Origin of the sequence: Mesorhizobium tamadayense, assembly GCF_003863365.1 — a bacterium.
Taxonomy (GTDB): Bacteria; Pseudomonadota; Alphaproteobacteria; order Rhizobiales; family Rhizobiaceae; genus Mesorhizobium; species Mesorhizobium tamadayense.
In genome coordinates, this window is sequence record NZ_RQXT01000133.1 from 1 (window position 1) to 2,108 (window position 2,108).

Here is a 2,108-nt window from a genome sequence, read left to right on the forward strand (position 1 = left end):
CTGAGCGAAATCCTGTTCGTGCTCGAGCCGTTCCGGTCCGCCGAGAAATTCGCGATCGAGCAAAGGCGCGGGCAGGCGCTTGCACCTGCGCTGCCCCCGAAGAGCGGCCCCAGAAAGCTGATGATCCTCGTCGGCGAGGTCAAGGAGTTCAGCCCGGCTCGGAGCGGCCACAAGTTGATAGTCAAGCACAATGCCAGGGTTCGTGTTCTTCTTGGACGAGAGCCTTTGCTTGTGATGTGGAGCACATAGCAGACCGCGCTGGCGGCACTTCTCAGGGGCAACGCCGGCTCTGCGAGCCGCCCAATCTCATGGGTCGAATTCGCGCGACCGGTAGGCCTGCCTCTGGGCAAGGAAACGGCCGAGATGGAGGTTTGATGGTGCAAGATCCAGCGCCGGATCAGGAAGGCCATCGCCGAAGCAACGGATCGCGTCGCTAGTGGACGCCTGGACCAATCTGCTGCTGAGGAGCGCGGGGGCTGCCGCCCATTCTCCGTTATCTCGCGAACAATTCTTTGTACCCTGTCGTCACCATCCAGTTCGCCCGATCGAGATGGCTTCGCGCGGCTTTGCGGGCTCGCTCCGGTTCCTGCACCGGATCGATGCCGAGGATCTCCTGCGCCATCTCCTCATAGCTGGCATCATCAGCGGCCGCATCCAGGAACCTCAGGTAGAGCGTGTGGTGCTGCTTATCGTACGTGGTCAGGCTGTCGGACCATGGCACTTCTTCCTGGATTGCCGGTTTCGTTCCGACTTTCATGGCAGTTCGGTACTCCATCATTATTTCAGTGGGATATTCCTTCGACAGGTTAGCCAAAGCGGACAGCAATCATAGTCCTAAATGACAATCCCTGATCTCTCCGCAAATGTCCCGCCGCGGCCGTGCTTCGAGACAGCTTCAATATTCTGCCGCCCAGCCCCAGGCTCAATGCGGCAGATCCTCGAGTTCGCTCCGTGTGGACGGCGTGCGCGCGAGGCGCGGAAAACTGCAGCGATGCCGAGATGAACGAAATTCATGAGCGCGCGTCCAAGCTCTCAGTCGCTGCGCAGAATCTTTGCTTCGAGCGCGGCTGCGACAAAAGCACGCCGAGCGACTGGTGGATGAGCCTCACCTCGCAACACCTGCAGACAGGCGTCCATTGCTGCCTTGCGCTTCGCGGTCTGACGATGGAGATGCCGCAGCAAGATGTTGGACGCGTCATTGACATCGAACACGACACGCTCCGAACTGTGACGGCTGACTTGAACAACGACTGGCCTTTCAAATCTGCTCGAGCCGGTCATCACTCCCCCTACGCCCAGCGGCGACAGCCTCGCTACACTTATTCCTTAGCCGAAAGATTCGGCTGCATCCCCACAGCTAAACTTGATTGCTGGCGTCCAAGCGGTGGTCATGAGCGCAGTCTGGTTTATGTCCGGTGGCGCGGGATTTGGCTAGCTCAATCTCGACAAGGTCGCCTTGCGCCAGTGTCGCACAGTTTGTGGAAAGCCTATGCCTGCACTTTTCCGCTGCCCGCCTTGCACGCAGCGAGCCACTGCATAGCGGAGGTTGGGTCCTCCAATATGGCAACTCGCTTCGCAAAGCCGATAAAGGCATTGCTGGCTGCGCCCACAGGTATGTGCCCAGCATACGCATCGCAACACGCCTTCAGGGCGGTCTCGTAGGTCAGGTCTCTGCGATCCTCGGGCCACTCATTGAGAAACTCGATGGCGTCCGCAGGACTGGCAATCTCTTGCACGATATAGCTGGCTCGCTTCACGAAAATGGGGCTGCTGAAAGCCTCAGCGTTCATTCGTTCCCTCCCACCTGCTTCATAGCCAATTTGCGCGACGCCGGGCCGCATCGACGCCCGCCGACCATTGCAGAAATGTGCTGTCGGAAGAAGATGCGTGATCTGCATCCTCGGTAAGCAGTTCGGCTGCGCATCACCGCGAAGTCCGGCGAAGCCTGCTCAGGCATCTATCTTCCTTCCTGGCCTGATCTGAGGAGAACATACCCCCGGGTGCCGTCATTCTCTAACGGCGGATGAGCCACACAAATTGAAAGGCCCCGTTTAACTGCCGAGCCACAATATGACCGCCTGCGAAGTGAGGGCCCGCATGAACTGCCC

At 59.2% G+C, this 2,108-nt stretch carries 4 protein-coding genes; 1 reads left to right on the forward strand and 3 read right to left on the reverse strand.

What is annotated here, in order from left to right; genetic code table 11:
- Positions 1-249 (forward strand): DUF1173 family protein (locus EH240_RS36730; protein WP_245436707.1); only part of this gene is annotated, 249 nt, incomplete at its 5' end.
- Between the two features lie 244 nt (positions 250-493).
- Here EH240_RS36730 and EH240_RS36735 read toward each other — a convergent pair.
- The 3 genes from EH240_RS36735 to EH240_RS36745 all read right to left on the reverse strand — a co-directional run bounded on the left by EH240_RS36735 (position 494) and on the right by EH240_RS36745 (position 1,790).
- Positions 494-757, reverse strand: coding sequence for a DNA -binding domain-containing protein (locus tag EH240_RS36735; protein WP_167484326.1), 264 nt, complete (start codon positions 755-757; stop codon positions 494-496).
- A 275-nt stretch (positions 758-1,032) separates the two neighbouring features.
- Positions 1,033-1,281 (reverse strand): DUF982 domain-containing protein, encoded by a 249-nt coding sequence (locus tag EH240_RS36740; protein WP_125007211.1) that lies wholly within the window; start codon positions 1,279-1,281, stop codon positions 1,033-1,035.
- A 206-nt stretch (positions 1,282-1,487) separates the two neighbouring features.
- Entirely contained in the window at positions 1,488-1,790 is a 303-nt protein-coding gene (locus tag EH240_RS36745; RefSeq protein ID WP_125007212.1) for a DUF982 domain-containing protein, read from the reverse strand.
- Between the last annotated feature and the right edge of the window lie 318 nt (positions 1,791-2,108).